This window comes from Aeribacillus sp. FSL W8-0870 (assembly GCF_037963755.1).
In the GTDB taxonomy this organism is placed as follows: Bacteria; Bacillota; Bacilli; order Bacillales; family Aeribacillaceae; genus Aeribacillus; species Aeribacillus composti.
In genome coordinates, this window is the sequence record NZ_CP150165.1 from 2,516,126 (window position 1) to 2,535,355 (window position 19,230).

The window sequence follows — 19,230 nt, forward strand, 5'->3', positions numbered from 1 at the left end:
AATATATAAGCTTGTCCAAAAGGAGCAAAAAATGTTTAAAGGTGAAAAAACGGCAATAGTATGCCGTTTTAAAAAAATCTTGTTGAAATATTATAACACAATGTACAAGCTGAAAGGGAGAAAGATTTTTTCCTATTTATTCCTTCCAACAATTTCAACTTCCGTTTCCATTTTGATTTGGAATTGCTCGTAAATCGTATTTTTTACAAAATCGATGAGGGCCAGAACATCTGAAGCTGTTGCATTGTCTTCATTGACAATAAAATTCCCGTGCATCTCTGATATTTTTGCGCCTCCGATTTTGTAGCCTTTTAAGCCGGCTTTTTCAATGAGCTGACCAGCATAATGAGGAAGGGGGTTTCGGAAAATGCTTCCTGCGCAAGGGTGGTTCCAAGGTTGTGTTTCACGGCGATATTCTTTATTTTTTTGCATCGTCGATACGATGCTGTCTCTATCTCCTTTTTTTAATTGAAATACCGCTTCTAAACATATTCCCGGGCGCTTTTTTTGCAAGATGGAGCTGCGGTATGAAAATTCCATTTCTTCATTGGAAAGCCATTCTAATGTCCCATCTGCAAACAAAATATGCGCCTTTTTGAGAACATTTGAAATATCCGAGCCGTGCGCACCCGCATTCATATAGACCGCACCGCCTACAGATCCGGGAATGCCGCTGGCAAATTCTAAACCAGACAATCCTTTTCGGCTGATCAATGTTGACAGGCTGACTAATGAATAGCCTCCCCCCACTGTGATCTCCTCATCTTGAATGGTTAAATGGCTGATGCCGTTCCCTAATTTAATTACGACCCCGGCAATTCCTTCATCTAAAACAAGTAAATTGGATCCTCTCCCTATTACGCGCCAATCTGCATGATGCTTTTTGATGATTTCCATTGTTTTCATTAAGCCTTCAATGCTTTTTGGCTCGACAAACACATCTGCCGGTCCGCCGACTTTCATCGTTGTATGTTTTTTTAACGGCTCATTCTCAAGCACTTTTCCTATATCAGCTCGAATTAACTCTTCCAACAGCTGCTTCACATGTATCCCCCCATTTTCAAATCTTGTTATTAGCAGCGGCAAGTTCGTTCATGACTTGATAAAGCCTTTTGGCTGCATCACGAACTCCCAGTTCAAAAGAAGCTTCGCTCATGCTCTTCAACGTTTCCGGATTCAGTAAAATTTGATCGATCAACGTTAACAAACGATGCCCTGTTAAATTTTGTTCAAGCAATAAAACGGCAGCGTTTCTTTCACTGAGTGTTCGGGCATTTGCTTCTTGATGATTGGCTGTAACATACGGGCTTGGAATTAATATGCTTGGAAGACCAAGCGCTGTTATTTCCGCTAAAGTCGTAGCACCTGCTCTTGATACGATTAAATCAACTGCTGCCAGCACATCCGGCATTTGGTGGATAAACGGTTTGATAATAATATTTTTCAGCCGGCCGCAATCACCTATTTGTTCCATTATTTGCTTGTAATGAACCTCACCGGTGACATAAACAATTTGATACGGCTTTTTCGATAATTCGTCAAGGATGCTGAGGACAGATTCATTAATCGGTCTTGCCCCGCGGCTTCCTCCAAAGATGAGCACGGATTTTACATTCTCTGTTAAATTTAAAGATGATTTACCTTTTGCCCGATCGCCGCCAATCACTTCCTGCGCGCGAGGATTTCCTGTTAGAACAACTTTTTCTTCCGGAAAAAATTTTTTGGAGCTTTCAAAAGAAATGGCGACTTTATCAACATATTTTGCTAAAAATTTATTAGTCAAACCAGGCACGCTGTTTTGTTCGTGGATGATTGTCGGTATTCCGAGTCTGTTGGCCGCATAAACGACTGGTCCCGAAACATATCCTCCAGTCCCAATTACAACATCCGCCTGAAACTCTTTTAGCAGCTTTTTGCAGATGGCGAAGCTGTTGAAAAATCGATAAACTGTTTTAACATTATCAAACGACAGCTTTCGTTTAAAACCGCTAATTTTAATCGCTTTAAACGGGATCCCTTCCCGTGCCACAATCTCTTTTTCCAGTCCATTTTCCGTCCCAATATATAAAAAATTGGCATGAGGGTCATATTTTTTCACTTCTTTTATGAAAGCAAGCGCAGGATAAATATGACCGCCGGTTCCTCCTCCACTTACGACAATGTTCATTCAAAAAGCCCCCCTGAAATGTTAGAAACTTTTTATAAAACAGTTAAAAGAGGCTGAGCAAACAAGCCGAAAAGCCCCTTTTTTTCCATATTTATCCGGATTGGAAAGCTTAATATTTTGCATATCGGCTAATATTTAAAAGCACCCCGATTGCCATCAGCATTAACGTCAGTGACGATCCTCCATAGCTTAAAAACGGAAGGGTGATGCCCGTTACAGGCATTAATCCTGTGACAACCCCGATATTGATCATCACTTGAATCGCAACCATTGCAACAATGCCGACAGCTAGCAAGCTGCCGAATAAATCAGGCGCGTTCAACGCGATTAAAATTCCCCGCCAAAGCAAAAGAGAGAATAATAAAAGCACAAGAGAACCGCCTATAAACCCCAATTCTTCCGCAACGATCGCAAAAATAAAATCTGTTTGTGGCTCGGGCAAATAAAAAAACTTTTGTCTGCTTTGACCCAATCCTAATCCGAAAAGGCCTCCAGGGCCAATTGCATAAAGCGATTGAATAATTTGAAACCCGCTCCCAAGCGGATCCTCCCATGGATTGAGGAACGAAGTGATCCTTTTCATACGATAAGGAGCTGATAACACAAGAGCGGTAAAACCGAGTGCACCTATCAATCCCAGTCCGATAAAATGGCTAATTTTCGCTCCTGCTGCAAAGATCATGACGACACATGCTCCCATCATCACCGTTGCTGTTCCTAAATCCGGCTGAAGCATAATGATCCCAAATGCTAAAAAGACTAATCCTAAGGACGGGAAAAGCCCTTTTTTAATGGTTGTTACAAATTTTTGATTTTCGGACAAAAATTTAGCCAGAAAGGCGATCATCGCTAGCTTCATAAACTCAGAAGGCTGAATGGAAAATGCCCCGACACCGATCCAGCTTCTGGAGCCATTTCGTACAACGCCAATTCCAGGAATCAACACGGCAATCAGCAAAACGAAGCATACGATTAAAAGCACCTTTGCCCACGTTCTCCATGTCCAATAGTCTATATTCATAAAAAAGAACATGGCAACAATGCCCAAGGCGGCAAACAGCAGCTGCCGCTTTGCAAAAAAGAATGCATCGTCAAATTTATACGTTGCCCATATGGCGCTTGCGCTATATACCATGATTAACCCGATCGAAAGCAGCAAAATAGTGATCAAAATTAAAACGAAATCTGGAGATTTGCTTTTTGTCGACACGCCGAACACCCCATCTTTTTTAAGCTTAAGGGTACGAGCCCTTATTTTAGCTTATGCACGGCGTTTATGAAAATGTCTCCTCTCTCTTCGAATGTTTTATATTGATCCCAGCTAGCACAGGCCGGAGAGAGCAAAATGACATCACCTATGTCCGATATGCGAAACGCCGCAAAGACTGCTTGTTCCACATTATCGACATGTTCTATCAGTTCTATTCCAGCCTTCTTTGCAGCCTTCTTTATTTTTGGGGCAGTTTGTCCAAAGGTGATGACTGCTTTCACATGTTTGAAATACGGGATTAATTCATAAAATTCATTTCCCCGGTCAAGACCTCCGGCCAACAGAACAACAGGGGATGAAAAAGCTTCCAGCGCTTTTGTTGTTGCCAAAATATTCGTGGCTTTCGAATCGTTATAAAATTTTCTTCCTGAAACTTCGCCGACATATTGCAGGCGATGCTTTACACCTGAAAACGATGCCAGCACCTTTTGAATCGCTTTGTTTCCAACATTTTTCGCCTTTACTGCACAAATAGCGGCCAAAATATTTTCTAAGTTATGCTTGCCGACAAGAGCGATATCTTTTATATCAATAATTTTTTCACCATCATACCAAATGGATTCATTTTGGATATAAGCACCATTTGATACTTCCTTATTGGTTGAAAAATAAATTTTCTTTCCGTTTGACAGTTCAGACAGACGCACAACATCTTGATCATCCGAATTGATAACCGCAACCGATTGGTCATCTTGGTTTGAAAAAATTTTCCCTTTCGCTTGCATGTAGTTTTCGCGAGTTCCATGATAGTCTAGATGGGCATCAAAAATATTTAACAAGACTGCGACTGAAGGTTTAAAATGAATGGTCCCTAAAAGCTGAAACGAGGATACCTCCATAACTACAATATGTTCCTTTGTCGCTTCCTGCACAACTTCACAGGCTACATTTCCGATATTTCCTGCCAGCAGCGGCTGTTTTCCATCCGCCTTCAGCATTTCGTATATTAAAGTTGTCGTCGTCGTTTTTCCATTCGATCCAGTTATCGCAATAATTTCCGCTTCAGAAATTTGATACGCAAGCTCGACTTCGGTTATAACGGGAATATTTTGGCTCGCTGCTTTTTGTACGATTGGGTTTGTGTATGGAATGCCTGGATTTTTTACAACAATATCAATATTATGCTCCTCGAGCAATTGTTCCGGATGTTCTCCTAAAATAAGTTTGATCCCTAAACTTTCAAGTTCTTTTACATCATCATTTGCTTCGTATGGTTTCATGTCGTTTACGGTAACACGAGCACCTAGTTTATGCAATAATTTAGCGGCTCTCAAGCCGCTTTTCGCCAAACCTAATACGAGAACGTTTTGATCGACATACATTTGTACATTTTTCAATTATAACCACACCTCGATGATAATTCCTAGTATTGCAAAAAGCAAACCCATCGCCCAGAATGTCACGACGACTTTCCATTCCGACCATCCGTTTAATTCATAGTGATGATGGAGCGGGCTCATTTTAAACACTCTTTTTCCAGTCATTTTAAAGGAAATTACTTGAATAATGACTGATAATGTTTCAATAACAAACACGCCGCCAATCACTATAAGCAAAATTTCTAATTTTGTCAAAATGGCTACAGCGACAATCGCTCCTCCTAAAGCCAATGAGCCAGTATCTCCCATGAACACTTTTGCAGGGTGAGCGTTGAACACTAAAAAGCCTAATACGGAACCGACCACTGCAACACTAAAGATGGCGATATCATATTGACTATTGTTCCATGCCAATACAGCAAATGCTCCGAAAGCAATTGCAGCGCAGCCGGACAACAATCCATCGAGACCGTCGGTCAAATTGACGGCATTTGAGCCGCCTACAAGCATAAACAAAATAAGAACGGGGTAGAGCCAGCCAAGATCAAAAGAAAGTTCCGTCCCCGGCAATCGAATTTCTGTAGAGAACTCAAATTGATTTAAAACAAAATAAAAAATAACCGCAACAATGATTTGACCGATTAATTTTTGTTTTGAAGTCAGCCCGAGATTTCTTTTTAACACCACTTTAATCATATCGTCTAAAAATCCGAGGAGTCCGTAACCGATCGTTACAAACAACAGCAAAAACGTTTCGATCCCCGGTTCCGAAAATTTATTGGTCATGACAATAGTGGTGATGATGATGGATAAAATAATCATGACTCCGCCCATCGTCGGAGTTCCGGATTTTTTTTGGTGGGATTTTGGTCCTTCATCCCGAATACTTTGGCCAAATTTCAGCCTTCTTAAAAATGGAATAAAAATGGGAGAAAGTAATACACTGATTAAAAAGCCCATTAAGATGGTAAAAAGCACGACTTGTTCTAGCATTGATACTTCCTCCTCCCACCAAAACCAACATTTGCCTTTATATCCATATGATTATTGATGTTAAACCATTCCAATTTCATAACAAATCCTCTTCCTGCTTGATTATTTATTCTCTTTCAATTGAATAGCGCGAATAGCCACTTTTCGATCATCGAAGTCAAATTTTTTGTCCCCGATTTGTTGGTATGTTTCATGGCCTTTTCCTGCAATGACGACGACATCTCCTTCTTCTGCATTGCTGATTGCAAATTGGATGGCTTCCTCTCGATCGACAATTGAATGAAAAGGTTCCCCGTCGACACCAGCTGTCATATCTTTTAATATTTGATGCGGATCTTCATTTCTAGGGTTGTCGGAAGTAAAAATTGGAATGTCCGCCCACTGAACAGCAATTTTCGCCATAAGCGGACGCTTCGTTCGATCGCGGTCTCCTCCGCAGCCAACGACTAAAATGACTCTCTTTTTGGCAAACTCCTTCACCGTTTTCAATAAATTGTCCAAGCTGTCTGGTGTGTGAGCATAGTCAATAATGACGGAAAAATTTTGTCCGCAATCTACTAACTCAAATCGGCCGCGCACACCTTCCATCGATTCGACCGCTTCGATGATCTTTTCGATCTCAACACCTGAAACTAAAGAGGCCGCAATAGCAGCAAGAACATTATAAACGCTGAATTTCCCGACTAATTTCATTTGTACAGGAAATGTACCTTCAGGAGTAACGAGGAGAAAAGAAGTCCCGCTTGCATTCATTTTCAAATCTTTCGCCATAATCTCACATTCGTTTTCAATTCCATATGTAACGATATGGGAAGAAGTCATATGTCTGTAATAGTCAGAGGCTGGATCATCACCATTTAAAATAGAAAATTTTGGATGTTCATGGTCGTATTTATTTCCGAGCTGAGCAAACAATAATCCTTTTGCATTTCGATATTCTTCCATTGTTTGGTGATAGTCTAAATGGTCTTGGGTGAGATTCGTAAATACCGCAACATCAAAATCACAGCCGTGGACTCGTCCCATATGGAGCGCATGTGAGGAAACCTCCATACTGGCGTGGGTCACGTTCTCCTCGATCATCTTTTTAAATGTTTTTTGCAGGGTTAAGCTGTCAGGCGTTGTATTTTTTACTTCGTATTGTTGATCATTTATTTTTGTATACATTGTTCCGATTAAACCGGTTTTATAGCCGGCATTGCGAAAAATATGATCAATTAGATGGGTCGTAGTCGTTTTTCCGTTCGTGCCCGTAACACCGATGAGGTGAAGCTTATGTGTTGGCTGGTCATAAAAATAATCAGCCAGAACAGCCATTGCCCGTTTCGTGTCCTTTACGACAATTACCGGGATATTATCCGGCAGATGGTTTAGCGGTTTTTCTGATAACAGAGCGGCTGCGCCTTTTTTTACTGCTTCTAAAGCAAACTCATGACCGTCTACCGTAAAGCCTTTGATGCAAATAAATAAGCTGCCTTCCTTCACAGCGCGCGAATCCATTTCCAATGAAGTAATCTCAGGATTTCCATTCCCATACCGTTTATAATGTTGTAGAGCGGTGAGAATTGCATCTAATTTCATAACGATAATCCTTTCTCAAAAAAACATTCTCCATTATTTTATCTTAGCTTAAAATGTGCGACAAGGGCTTTTCAAAAGCAGTTGTTTCAAAAAGCCCTTTTTTAGAAAATTATTCGTCTGTTGCCGCCTCGTCCCCTAATAAAATTCGTACAGTAGATCCTTCTTTTACCTTTACGCCTGCTTTTGGCGATTGTTCAACGACTACCTTGCCGTCGCCGTTTACATCAAGTTTTAAATTTATAAGCTGCTGGGCCAGCTCCTGTTTTGAGAGTCCTAAAACGTCCGGCACTGTAACGAACTTTTCATCCAGCCAAGTTTCCTTTTTTTCCATTTGCTTCGTTCTAGGCTTCACACCGAGCTCTCGGAGACTGTCTTTTATGACTGTTCCTACAATGGGTGCGGCGACAACACCGCCAAATTGCACCGTTCCCTTCGGATTGTCAACTGCGACATAAACAACTATATGAGGGTTGTCTGCAGGTGCAAATCCAATAAACGATACAATATGATTGTTTGTCAAATATCCTCCGCCGGGTGCAGCTTTTTGCGCAGTCCCCGTTTTTCCTCCGACCCGGTACCCCTCAACAAACGCTCCTCTTCCAGTTCCTTTTGCAACGACACTTTCAAGAGCAGCACGAATTTGTTTGGATGTTTCCTCGGAAATAACGCGTCTTTTTGCCTCAGGAGTCTTTCTTGATACAACATCTCCTGTATCCGGGTCGATCCATTCTTTTGCGATATTCGGCGTATATAAAATACCGCCGTTGATTGCGGCTGAAACAGCGGCCACTTGCTGGATCGGCGTTACAGAGACCCCTTGGCCGAACGCTGTGGTTGCAAGCTCAACAGGTCCAACTTGACTTTGACGAAACAGGATGCCGCTTCCTTCACCCGATAAATCAATCCCCGTTTTTTCACCGAAGCCAAATTTTTTAATATATTCAAACAAAGTCGATGTTCCCAGCCTTTGTCCAAGTTCAACAAATCCCGGGTTGCATGAATTTTGAACAACTTCAAGAAACGTTTGATCTCCGTGGCCGCCTTTTTTCCAACATCTTAATGTCGCACCGGCAACTTTTACATAACCTGGGTCGTGAAAATGCTCTCTATAAAGATCAACTTTATTTTCTTCAAGAGCGGCAGCTAACGTGATAATTTTAAATGTCGATCCAGGTTCATACGTGCTCCAGATCGGCAAATTTCGGTTATATACTTTCGGATCGACATGTTGATATTTTGTCGGATCAAATGTCGGTCTTGATGCCATGCCTAAAATTTCCCCGTTGTTCGGATTCATAGCAATGGCAATCATTCCGTCCGGATTGTATTTCAATTCGGCAATGTCCAATTCCCTTTCAATGATCGATTGAATTTTTGCATCAATCGTCAGCTTTAAATTCAAGCCGTCCACAGGAGGCATATATTCCTCCACTTCATTTGGCATTCTTTTTCCTTTGGCATCAGAATAAAATTTAACATATCCTTTTTGCCCTTTCAATTGCCGATCATAATATAATTCAAGCCCGCTTAGCCCTTGGTTGTCGATCCCTGTAAAGCCTAAAACGTGCGCTAAAAGTCTTTTATACGGATAATACCTTTTGGAATCCTCCGCAATGTAAACGCCTTTTAAATTTAAACTGCGTATTTCTTGCGCTTTTTCGTCAGATATTTTCCGTCCTTCTGGATGAACACGGACAATCATTTCTTTTTTCGTTACATATTGATAAGCTTTTTCCGTCGGCATATTTAAGACAGAAGCAAGCTTTTGTGCCGTTTCTGCTGGATTTTCGACCTGCCGGGGAATGATAAAAACGCTCGGAGCACTGACATTTGTCGCAAGCTTCTCCCCATTCCTGTCCACGATTTCTCCCCGCTTTGGTTCAAAAGGGATATTTCGGCTCCATAAATCTTTGGCAAGAGAGGTTAATTGCCCTCCTAACACAAATTGTACATATCCTAGTCTTACTTCAATCACGGCAAAAATTAAAAAACCTGCCAATAGGACGAAAACGAGCCGTTTTCTGACTGTTACATTTGAAACGCGCATATATCTGATAACTCCCCTCATGTAGGTTCGCTATCAAAATATATGCCTCGTCCATTTAATATAGAACAAGCTTCAAGCGGAAGCAGGCGCCCGCTTGCCGAAAAGCTCGCAGATCTTTTTTTTTCAAAAGCGGGTGTTCCTCTACTTAGGTTTTTTCAGCTTAATAATCAATTGATCTCCTTTTCGAATTTCAGTGCCTGGTTTAATATTTTGTGCGTTAACATATCCGCTTCCTTCATATTTCAGCTCAAGATCCATGATGGAACACAGCTTCATCACATCTCGCAAAGACCATCCAGTAATGTTCGGCATTTTCACAGTACCATCTGTTAAAAGAAAAACTTTTTCTCTATCGATCACCTGTGAGGTCGAGCTTGGATATTGGGAGGTGACTGTGCCCCCGCCGCCTAGTACGATTGGTTGAATTTGCTGTTTTTCGAGCTGTTGAACGGCTTGTTGAACCGGCTGGCCTTTATATTCAGGCAGTAAAACTCCGACTTCTTTTTCATTTTTAACATTTTTTTCTTCCTTCGCAGCAGCAGTCGTCGGTTCAATTTTTAAATATTCAAGACTATTTTTCATCACTGATTTAAAAATCATGGAAACAGGAGCTGCACCTGTTTCTGTCGGCTTCAACTTCGGCTGCTGAACAGCAATGTAAACAATGAGCTCTGGATTTTCTTTTGGAGCCATCCCTAAAAAGGAAAATACATAATTTTCCCGGCCCGTTAAATAACGCCCTCCTTCTCCGGCTATTTGAGCTGTCCCAGTCTTCCCGGCGATGTGATACCCCGGTATTTGAAAAGGTTTCCCTGTTCCATGTTCAGATGTCACAACAGTTTCTAAAATATCAAGCGTTTTCGCAGCAGTTTCTTTTGTGATTGGTTCGCCTTCTACCGATGGTTCCGTCTTCTTTAGCACTCGATTTGTGTCAGGGTCTACAATTTTATCGATGACATAAGGCTTCATCATCTTCCCATCGTTGGCAATAGCTGTTGCAGCTTGTACGAGCTGGATTGGTGTGAAAGCTGACGCTTGTCCAAATGCAGTCGAAATTTTATCTCTCTCCCATTTATAGTTCAACTTGCTGTTCTCTTCGTTCGGCAAATCAATACCCGTTTTCTCTAAAAACCCAAAACGATTTAAATATTGATAAAACCGCTCAAGCCCAATCTTTTTATGCGCTAATATGGCGAAACCGACATTGGATGACCGCTGAACAGCTTCATCAAACGTAATGGTGCCCCATCCGACATTGTTATGATCGTATATAGGACTTGCGCCTTTTACTTTATACATCCCGGACTTATATTTTTCGTTGCCGTTATAAACCCCTTCATTGACCGCAGCAGCTAATGTAAAAATTTTCATTGTCGAACCAGGCTCAAAACGGTAAGAAACAGCGTCATTGTAAAAATTTTGAATATCACGCTCGTTTGGATCAAAGCTTGGCCGCTGAGACATCGCTAAAATTTTCCCCGTTTTTGGGTCTGCGACAATTCCGATCATTTTCGTCGGCTGATATTGTTTTTCAGCTTCATTTAACGCATCTTCCAAAAACGTTTGAATTTTTTGGTCAATTGTTAAATAAACGTCGGCTCCGTTATTCGGCGTAACAATTTTGTCTTTGCTGCCCGGCAGCTTGTAGCCGCTTCGGTCGCTTTCATATATCACATATCCGTCTGTTTCCTGCAAATATTTATCTAAGCTTTTTTCTATCCCCAGCTGCCCGGTTGTTTTTCCTGTCTTTTCATCTTGCTTGGCGTAGCCAATCACATATGATGCAAATTTTCCGTTTGGATAAAAACGTTTTGTATCGCGAATAAAACCGATGCCGGGCAATTTAAGCTTTTCAATTTGCTGTTTTTTCGCAAAGCTGATGTTCCTTCCTTTTTCTCCGAATTCGACCTGAAATTTGTCTTTTTTCAAAATAGCTTCTATTTCTTTCTGTTTCATTCCAAGAATGGGAGCTAATTTTTCTGCCGTTTCTTCAGGATCGACAACATGATTCGGATGGTCGGGATCCGTTGTCATTTTTTCATCCAATACAGCTACTAATGTATAGGTAACAGTATCTTCAGCGAGCACGTTTCCTTTTTGATCCAATATTTGGCCGCGGCGGGCTTCAAGCATGCGCTTTTTTTCATATTTTTCTTTTGCCTTAACAGCTAGCACTTGACCATCGACAGTTCCTGTCGCTTGAATGTAGAAAAACCTCCCAAATAAGATAAAAAAGAGCAGAACAAATATTACGGATAATATTGCTGCTCCCCGATTCATATTTTTGCTTTTCTTCATCCCAATCAGTCCTGTATGCCTTTTACTTTGCTTGGATCTAATGTGAAGCCTAAGTCTTTAGCAATTTTATAAATTCTTTCAGGTCTTTTCAATTCATCGACCTGAAGGTTTAAATCACTGTTGATTTTTTCCTGATTTTCAATTTTAGCTTCGATTTTCTGCATTTCTATATTTGCTTGATACAATTTCACACTATTTGAGATAATCCAAATGGAGCATACCAGCATCAAAAATAAAAAAACAACAAATAACAGTTTCTCGCCTAATGTAATGGAGGATCTTTTTCGTTTAACAACGAGGGGTTGTTTTGCATGCTTCTTTTCTTCTTGTCGCCTTTCTTGAATTTTGACAGCTAAATTGCTCATAGAAAACCTCCTATTTTTTAATCTTTTCTGCTATACGAAGTTTAGCGGATCTCGCCCTTCGATTTTCTTCAATTTCTTTTTCCGACGGCACGATCGGTTTTTTTGTTATAATTTTGATTTCTGGCAGCATTTCGTTGGGAATTATCGGTATGTTGCGCGGAATTTCTGCTTGGCTGGCAGCTTTTCTAAACGCCAGTTTGCAAATTCGATCTTCTAAAGAATGGAACGTAATGACACATATCCGCCCTTCTGGAGCTAACAGTTCAATTGCCTGACTAACCGCGCTTTCAAAAGCGGAAAGCTCGTCATTGACGGCAATTCTAATTGCTTGAAAGATGCGTTTGGCAGGATGCCCGCCTTTTCTTCTAGCGGCGGAAGGAATGGCCTCTTTTATAATTTCCGTCAGCTCGCCAGTTGTTTGAATGGTCTTTTTTTTGCGGGCAAGTTCAATTTTTCGAGCAATTTGCTTTGAAAATTTTTCTTCTCCGTATTGAAAAAAAATTTTTACAAGCTTTTCATAGGGCCAGGTGTTGACAATGGTAAAAGCGGAAAGCTCTTGGTTTTGATCCATTCTCATATCAAGAGGAGCGTCATATTGATAGCTGAAGCCTCGTTCCGGTGTGTCCAGCTGAGGCGAAGATACTCCCAAATCAAACAAAATCCCGTCTACTTTATGAATATCCCTAGAGAAAAGCTCTTCTTTTAAATGTTTAAAATTGCTTTTGATGATGGTTACTTTATCTTGGAAGGGCTTGAGTTTTTCCTTCGCAAAAGCAATTGCAGCTTCATCTTGGTCAAAGGCGTATAAATGTCCAGTTGTCAGCCTTTTAGCAATTTGTTCGCTATGGCCTGCCCCTCCTAATGTGCAATCAACATAAATTCCGTCCTCTTTTATTCGTAAACCTTCAATCGCTTCATCCAGCAAAACTGTCTTATGTACAAACAATATCCAGCACCTCGTTTCCAACGGAAGAAGTTTTGATCATGGATAGGATGAACATCAAATATCAAAATCAATCATGTTTTCTGCAATTTCTTCAAATGATTCTTCTTGTTCAGCCACGTATTGCTCCCAATTTTGTTTGCTCCAAATTTCTATCCGACTGGAAACGCCGATGACGACGCATTCTTTTTCCAATTTCGCGTAAGCAAGAAGTGGAGCCGCAATGTTAATCCGTCCTTGCTTGTCCATTTCACATTCAATAGCGCCGGAAAAGAAAAATCGTGTAAAAGCTCGGGCATCTTTTTTTGTTAATGGGAGAGCTTTCAGTTTCTCTTCAATCACTTTCCATTCGCTGAGGGGATATCCAAACAAGCATTGATCAAGACCTCTCGTGAGAACAAACTTCTCGCCAAGGCCTTCCCTGAATTTTGCGGGTACGATCAATCTTCCTTTTGAATCGATCGTATGTTGGTATTCTCCCATAAACATCACGTTGGCCCCACTTTCATTTCTTTTCCACCACTTCCCCCCACTTTTCACCACAAATTTATTGTACTATTAATGGACATAAAAAAAAACCCTGTATGACACAGGATTTTTCAAAAAATAGTTTTATAATTTGACAATTTTATGTTTTCCATTGAAAGTATATGTCAACTGCTGCAAATCTTTTACAAAATTCGGCCCATATTTGTTTAAATAGTAATAAATATTCCATACTCTTTCTTGCCATTGATTATTCGGTTTCAGTGAATACTCAATACGCCTGAACTTTTGCAGCTCTGCTTCATATTTTGCATGTATCTTTTTTTGAACGATCCTTTCCACAAAATCTATCTGCTGTTCGATAAATTGTGCGTTTTTCCGCAATACGGGCGCTAAGCTTTGGTCGAAATCCTCTATTTTTTCTCGCAATGACCGATGAATGTCCTCAATCTCTACTTTTGCTTTCGACACATATGTGCTGACATCAAACGGCTCCTTTTGTTTAAACCACCTATGTTTTAACGGTTCAACCCCCTGCGTAAGAACCTCTTCCAACGGCAGGTCCAATTCTAGCAAGTCCGACTCTATGTTTCTTTCTAAAATCGTCAAATGAATTCTCGGAATAACTGGCGGCACATTCATCGAGAATAAATGAAATACCCCTTTTAATTCTGCCCAATACGCAATTTCTCCTGGTCCGGCGATAAAAGCCAAAGTCGGAAGCAAATATTCCTGCATGACCGGTCTTGTCACTACATTATTGCTGAACTTCCATGGATTTATTCTGACTTCTTCTAAAAGATCAGACAACGAAGACGTCCAATTGATTTCAGGGATCGAAAACAGATTCTTCTCTTTTTCTATGAGCAAATAGCGCTCATCTTCTATTTGATAAAACAGATTGGCGCAGTTTTCTCTCATTGTAATTGCTTGATATGGATATCCTTCTTCTTTTAAAATTTGCTGCTGCTTGACGACTTGATGATAAATGCTGTCAGTTGCCATGAGCATTTGTTCGAAATAAGATTTTTCCAATTCCCGCAATTCTTTTGATCCAGAGTTGATGAGTACAATTCCTTCATCTCCGAACATGGAGATGAGTAATCGTTCAAAAAATTCAACATAAGTGGCAGATTGGTCAAGCTCATGATACAAAGAAGCAAGCAAATGTTTCGTATATTTCGTTTCGCCAAATGCCGCAAAAACTTCTTCCAGCCAAATGCGACAAGCGTTTTTATCAATTGATAACTCCGATATCATTGTTTTTTTTCGCTGTGTTTGCATGATCGTTTTCTTTTTCAAACGCCCTCTGTCTGCCACATAGAGATGATTAATTTCGTCAAAGTCATGATCCTCCCCCGCGATCCAAAAAACGGGAACAACAGGTATGTTCAGCTTTTTCTCTTGCTCTTTCGCCAATGCCAATATGGAAATGATTTTATGTATTGTATATAAAGGTCCTGTTAAGAGTCCAGCTTGCTGACCGCCCACAACGACGACACTATTCGGATTTTTTAATTTTAAAATATTCTCCATTATCTGTTCTGTTGCGTTCAGCCGCTTATGATATTGGATTAAAACATCCGCCAGCTCATCCCTCTTATAAGTCCTTGATAAAATATCGTCATATCTTTTTTGAAATACATCTTCTTGAAATGGATCATAATCAAAATATTTTTCAACCTCTAATCGCCGATTTATATAATTGTTCACAAAAGGATTGGATTGAGGAAGGAAGAGTTCAAACGCCTCCATATCTATTAACTTCCTTTCTTCGTTCATTATCATTACCCCGACAAGAGTATAGCATGTAATATTTTCAAACAAAAAAAATTTGCTTTTTTTTATTCACATTTGATTCATTATGTACACAAACACCCCGATGATCGCCATGCTCTCAGACAGCAGAAAAAATATTAAAAAAGAGCTTCTCCACATCATTTTCAATGCTTTCATCCATTTGATCTCGTCAGTGAATACGAATTGAAGTCCAGCTGTCGCCAAAAAAAGCAGCAAATATAAACAAAGCAGCCATAAAAACGATTGATGATGCCAAATAACAGAAAGCTTGATCCAAAATGAAACGGCAAAAAATACAGTAGCCACATCAACGCTCAAAAGGAAAGATTTTTTCTTACTCTTTAATAAAACACGAAAAAGAACCAAAAACAGCAGCCACGCGGCCAATGGAAACGTCACAAAAAAAGCGATGATTCCTATAACAATTCCCATCAACGTTCCTCCCGGTTTTCCAACCCTTTAATCGCATTGTACAAAAATTCCATTGTACAAGTATGAGCACCCTTTTCTTCCCCTTTTTGAATGAGATCCCCTAATATTGAATCAATTTCTGTTTTTTTATGATGTTCAATATCCGACAGCATTGATGAACGATTGTTTTTTGTCTTTATTGCAATACTTTCAATATATTCCCATAAATCATCCTTATCATTTATTTCAAGAACATCACATACTTCGTGAAATAGCTTTTTGGCAAGCTTTGCAACATAAGGATTGCTGACGATGTGGCCATTCGGCATTCGGAATAAGGCAGTTAATGGATTAATAACTGCATTGGCGGCCAATTTTTTCAATACAACCGGCTCCCAATCCTCTTCATATTGTATCAAAAATAAAGGATCAGACGTATTTAACTGATCAATAAATTCCCGAGCCCCACCGCCGTCATACGGGCTGATGCGAATTTTCCCAATACCAGTATGGTGAACGGTATTGGGGGATTTTTTTAAGGCGCCGTGCTCTACAACACCTATATACAATTCATGTTGGGCAAGCTCTTTCATTCTGCCGATATGAGTTATGCCGTTTTGAACAAATACAATCTTTTTCGGCGGCAATTGCTTTAGATTTCCAAATAATGACGGCAGACTATATTGCTTGACAGCAATAATTAATAATTCTTCATTATATAATACATCTGCACGTGATTTTACATATGCAGTCCAAGGGCTCGGGCCTATGACATGTATCCCTTCTGTCCTTACCGAAATTGCCTGCTCTTCCGCCTTTGTATAAAGGGTAATGTCATGTTTTCGGCTAAGGTATGCCGATATTAACAAGCCTACAGCTCCTCCGCCAATTACACCGATCTTCAAGTTCTCCACCTCTCTCATATGTATCATAACAAACAAAAACTAAAAATTCTTCTTTTTCCTGAATATAATTAAAAATTTGATTATATTTGCTTTTTTATTATTTTTTCAATGTTATTTTCTCTTTATGTTTAGTATAATGTGAGTGAAAAGGCGTCTATCATTATAGCGGCAATTGGGGGAGATTCGCCATGGTAAAAGTGGAAAAATTATTAGTCAATTATAAAACTTTAGAGGAATTTAAAAAATTTAAAGAATACGGTTTACAAGAATTATCCATGCTGGAGGATTTAGAAGCAAATATTATCGAAAATAACAGCGATTCGCCCTTTTACGGGATTTACTACGGAGACAAATTAATTGCCCGGATGAGTTTATATCGGGTGGATAAAAAATATGATCAATATTTTGAGCCAAAACAGGACTATCTTGAGTTATGGAAATTGGAAGTGCTTCCTGAATACCAAAGAAAAGGGTATGGAAAAGCGCTAGTTGATTTTGCCAAATCGTTCGGCTTGCCTATAAAAACAAATCCGCGTATGAAATCGGCTGGCTTTTGGGAAAAGATGGGCTTTGTCCCTGTAAAGTATGATATGAAACGAGATCGTGGAGAAAATCCTCTCGTTTGGTATCCTAACGGTGTCACTGTCAAAGAAAAGGGCGCTCATTAAAAAAGGGGCTGTCCGATAAGTCCCTAAAATGAAGCAAGTGGAGAAAAACAATTCGTTTCTCTCCACTTGCTTTTATATTTTTTCGATTTTTATCTGAAAGTAGCTGGCGGATACCGGCTACTTTCAGTATGTTGTGGGCTAATGCCACAATCCCAAACTCAACATGTACCTTGTCGAGGCCCCGCAAAGAAAATCTGCGGAACGACCGATTGCCCTTGATGTGACCGAACACACTTTCTGCCTCGACTTTGCGTCGAGCGTAGATGGCGGCTTTCTCTTCACATTCAAGGGCTGTTTTGGCCTTTGCTTTCATTTCTTCGAAGATGGGATTCCAGTGAACTTGACGATTTCCCTTCGCTTTTGTGCATTTCGCTTTCAATGGGCAATCGGTACAATCTTCACATTCGTATATTTTGAAGCTTTGTTCATAGCCAGATGGATTCTTTTTGTTTTGGTATTTTTTAAACGTTACTCTCCTTCCATTCGGGCAAATAAAACAATCATCCTCTTCACAATAGGTCCAGTTTTTGGCATTTTTAATGTCTTTTTTGTATGTACGTGTTTGTTCTTTTACATAGCTCCCATAAGGAATTAGAAACTCAAAACGGGGCTCTTTCTCATCACCAACTGCATATACATAGTTTTCTTCACTACCATAGCCTGCATCCGCAATGACCGTTTTGGGCATCGGTAATGAACTGGAGGCTAGCTTCTCCATATGTGGGATAAAGCAACGTGTATCGGTCGGTCGTTGATGAATGGTATAAAACAAGATAAACTGATTCTCTGTCCCCATTTGCACGTTGTATCCGGGCTTGAGCTGACCGTTTTTCATATGGTCTTCTTTCATGCGCATGAAGGTTGCGTCTTTGTCTGTTTTCGAGTAGCTGTTACGGTCACCGAACATTTCCTTTTGTTCCTTGTATCTTGCCATTCGGGGCAGGAAATCTTCCCGAATTTGTTTCACCGATTTCTTTAATTGACTGCGTTTTTTTCGCTTCTCTTTCCGAATGGATGTATCGGTCTCCTTTTCGATTTCTTCCGTTAGCGTTTCAACTTTTTCTTCTATTTCTTTTGCGGTTTCCTCCAGGTTTTGTTCGGTGATCTCTGTATGTTGATCGCTTTCCTTTTGCCCTGTTCCGGCTTCTAATTGGGTTAATTCATGAATGTGCTTTAGTGTTTCTTGGATTTTTTCTTTTAATTTCTCTTCGAATTTCAAAGTGGATTTTTTCCACACAAAAGAATACTTATTGGCATTGGCTTCGATCTTAGTGCCATCCAAAAAGTAGTTTTCCATCGTGATGTAATGTTCTTTTATCAATTTGAGAATCATGACTTCAAAGAGCTCATCCATGAAAGCTTTCATCCGTTCCCCTCGGAACTCATTAATGGTGCGAAAATCTGGTTGTTGCATCGCTGAAAGCCACATGGCAGGAATATTTTCTTTAACGAGTTTTTCGATTCCTCGGCAGGAATAAACCTTTTGAGAATAAGCATACAGAATGATTTTCAGCATCATTTTGGGATGATAGGAACTTCTGCCGCCGCCTTTATAATGAGAAAACAATTGTTTATCTGGTATCGCCTCCACCATTTCGTCCACGACACGTGCCACGTGATGTTCGGGTATAAGAGATTCAATATCATAAATCATTTGAACTTGACGGTTGTCATATGGTTTGAAAGTAGGGGCTAAATTTCTTTTGGCAGGAGTTTTTTCTTCTTTTCCATCTAGAGGAAGTGTCATTTGTGTGTTATAATTTTCACGAGTAATCATTTGATTGCTCATAAAAAATCGTCCTTTCTGTAATGTTGTGTGGTAACTTCATTTTACTAGAAAGGACGATTTTTTTGTGCATTTTTTTAAAAGTGAAAAATGAGGGGCTCCAAAAAGTCAGTTACCCTGACTTTTTGGACAGCCCCTTTTCAAAGTCAGAAGTCGATAGTTGATGAAACCGACACGCTTTGTCGGTTTCA

At 40.1% G+C, this 19,230-nt stretch carries 16 protein-coding genes; 1 reads left to right on the top strand and 15 read right to left on the bottom strand.

What is annotated here, in order from left to right; translation table 11 throughout:
- Window positions 1-132 precede the first annotated feature (132 nt).
- The 14 genes from murB to NSU02_RS12220 all read right to left on the bottom strand — a co-directional run bounded on the left by murB (window position 133) and on the right by NSU02_RS12220 (window position 16,585).
- Window positions 133-1,044 carry a UDP-N-acetylmuramate dehydrogenase gene (gene murB / locus NSU02_RS12155; RefSeq protein ID WP_339192967.1) on the bottom strand — a complete coding sequence of 304 codons (912 nt, stop codon included), beginning with the start codon at window positions 1,042-1,044 and terminating at the stop codon, window positions 133-135.
- Between the two features lie 16 nt (window positions 1,045-1,060).
- Window positions 1,061-2,167, bottom strand: a complete 1,107-nt coding sequence (gene murG, locus NSU02_RS12160; protein WP_339192968.1) for an undecaprenyldiphospho-muramoylpentapeptide beta-N-acetylglucosaminyltransferase — start codon at window positions 2,165-2,167, stop codon at window positions 1,061-1,063.
- 109 nt (window positions 2,168-2,276) lie between these two features.
- Window positions 2,277-3,377 carry a stage V sporulation protein E gene (gene spoVE, locus NSU02_RS12165; protein WP_339192969.1) on the bottom strand — a complete coding sequence of 367 codons (1,101 nt, stop codon included), beginning with the start codon at window positions 3,375-3,377 and terminating at the stop codon, window positions 2,277-2,279.
- 41 nt (window positions 3,378-3,418) lie between these two features.
- The gene (gene murD, locus NSU02_RS12170) at window positions 3,419-4,759 is read right to left on the bottom strand and encodes a UDP-N-acetylmuramoyl-L-alanine--D-glutamate ligase (RefSeq protein ID WP_339195783.1); all 1,341 of its coding nucleotides are present in this window, start codon (window positions 4,757-4,759) and stop codon (window positions 3,419-3,421) included.
- A gap of 15 nt (window positions 4,760-4,774) precedes the next feature.
- Complete coding sequence (mraY, locus tag NSU02_RS12175; protein WP_339192971.1) at window positions 4,775-5,749, bottom strand: phospho-N-acetylmuramoyl-pentapeptide-transferase; 975 nt, start codon at window positions 5,747-5,749, stop codon at window positions 4,775-4,777.
- Between the two features lie 102 nt (window positions 5,750-5,851).
- A complete protein-coding gene (locus tag NSU02_RS12180) occupies window positions 5,852-7,330 on the bottom strand; it encodes a UDP-N-acetylmuramoyl-L-alanyl-D-glutamate--2,6-diaminopimelate ligase (RefSeq protein WP_339192972.1) in 1,479 nt (492 codons plus the stop codon).
- Window positions 7,331-7,439: 109 nt separating this feature from the next.
- Window positions 7,440-9,377: a stage V sporulation protein D gene (locus NSU02_RS12185; RefSeq protein ID WP_339192973.1), complete on the bottom strand. Its 1,938-nt coding sequence runs from the start codon at window positions 9,375-9,377 to the stop codon at window positions 7,440-7,442.
- A gap of 141 nt (window positions 9,378-9,518) precedes the next feature.
- Window positions 9,519-11,675, bottom strand: coding sequence for a penicillin-binding protein (locus NSU02_RS12190; protein WP_339192974.1), 2,157 nt, complete (start codon window positions 11,673-11,675; stop codon window positions 9,519-9,521).
- 5 nt (window positions 11,676-11,680) lie between these two features.
- Window positions 11,681-12,040, bottom strand: coding sequence for a cell division protein FtsL (gene ftsL / locus NSU02_RS12195; protein WP_130156250.1), 360 nt, complete (start codon window positions 12,038-12,040; stop codon window positions 11,681-11,683).
- A 10-nt stretch (window positions 12,041-12,050) separates the two neighbouring features.
- Window positions 12,051-12,986 (bottom strand): 16S rRNA (cytosine(1402)-N(4))-methyltransferase RsmH, encoded by a 936-nt coding sequence (gene rsmH, locus NSU02_RS12200; RefSeq protein WP_339192975.1) that lies wholly within the window; start codon window positions 12,984-12,986, stop codon window positions 12,051-12,053.
- 54 nt (window positions 12,987-13,040) lie between these two features.
- Entirely contained in the window at window positions 13,041-13,472 is a 432-nt protein-coding gene (gene mraZ / locus NSU02_RS12205; protein ID WP_063388503.1) for a division/cell wall cluster transcriptional repressor MraZ, read from the bottom strand.
- A gap of 123 nt (window positions 13,473-13,595) precedes the next feature.
- Complete coding sequence (gene bshC / locus NSU02_RS12210; protein ID WP_339192976.1) at window positions 13,596-15,251, bottom strand: bacillithiol biosynthesis cysteine-adding enzyme BshC; 1,656 nt, start codon at window positions 15,249-15,251, stop codon at window positions 13,596-13,598.
- Between the two features lie 66 nt (window positions 15,252-15,317).
- Window positions 15,318-15,701: a DUF3397 family protein gene (locus NSU02_RS12215; protein ID WP_094246096.1), complete on the bottom strand. Its 384-nt coding sequence runs from the start codon at window positions 15,699-15,701 to the stop codon at window positions 15,318-15,320.
- Window positions 15,701-16,585, bottom strand: coding sequence for a 2-dehydropantoate 2-reductase (locus NSU02_RS12220; RefSeq protein ID WP_339192977.1), 885 nt, complete (start codon window positions 16,583-16,585; stop codon window positions 15,701-15,703). The genes NSU02_RS12215 and NSU02_RS12220 overlap by 1 nt, the downstream gene beginning before the upstream one ends.
- Before the next feature lie 188 nt (window positions 16,586-16,773).
- Between NSU02_RS12220 and NSU02_RS12225 the strand changes: the two genes are divergently transcribed.
- Window positions 16,774-17,253, top strand: coding sequence for an N-acetyltransferase (locus tag NSU02_RS12225; RefSeq protein WP_063388507.1), 480 nt, complete (start codon window positions 16,774-16,776; stop codon window positions 17,251-17,253).
- Here NSU02_RS12225 and NSU02_RS12230 read toward each other — a convergent pair.
- On the bottom strand, window positions 17,231-19,042 hold the full coding sequence (locus NSU02_RS12230; protein WP_339192978.1) for an IS1182 family transposase: 1,812 nt from the start codon (window positions 19,040-19,042) through the stop codon (window positions 17,231-17,233). The genes NSU02_RS12225 and NSU02_RS12230 overlap by 23 nt on opposite strands.
- Window positions 19,043-19,230: the final 188 nt, after the last annotated feature.